1 protein-coding gene is annotated in these 308 nt (G+C 63.0%); it reads right to left on the bottom strand.

The features are described 5' to 3' along the window. A partial coding sequence (locus AF337_RS32210; RefSeq protein WP_152971280.1) for a substrate-binding domain-containing protein occupies nucleotides 1-308 on the bottom strand: 308 nt, incomplete at both ends.

Below are 308 nucleotides of genomic sequence, written 5' to 3' on the forward strand. Positions count from 1 at the left end.
TTCCAGTCGGCGCCCTTCTGCGAGGGCGATTCATGCGTAATGACCTTGATGCCGGCGGCTTGCGCCTTGGTGAGCACGGGCTCGAGCACCTTGGCATCGTTCGGCACCACACCGATGACCTTGACGCCCTGGGCGATCAGGTCTTCGATGGCGCGCACCTGCAGCGCCGGGTCGGCGCTGGTCGGGCCGATCATGAAGGCATCGACGCCTAATTTCTTGCCCTGTTCCTTGATGCCGGCTTCCATCGCATTGAACCATGGAATGCCGCCGATCTTGACGACAACGCCGACCTTCGGTGCGTCCTGCGC

It is taken from the genome of Rhizobium ecuadorense (assembly GCF_001187535.1).
Classification (GTDB): Bacteria; Pseudomonadota; Alphaproteobacteria; order Rhizobiales; family Rhizobiaceae; genus Rhizobium; species Rhizobium ecuadorense.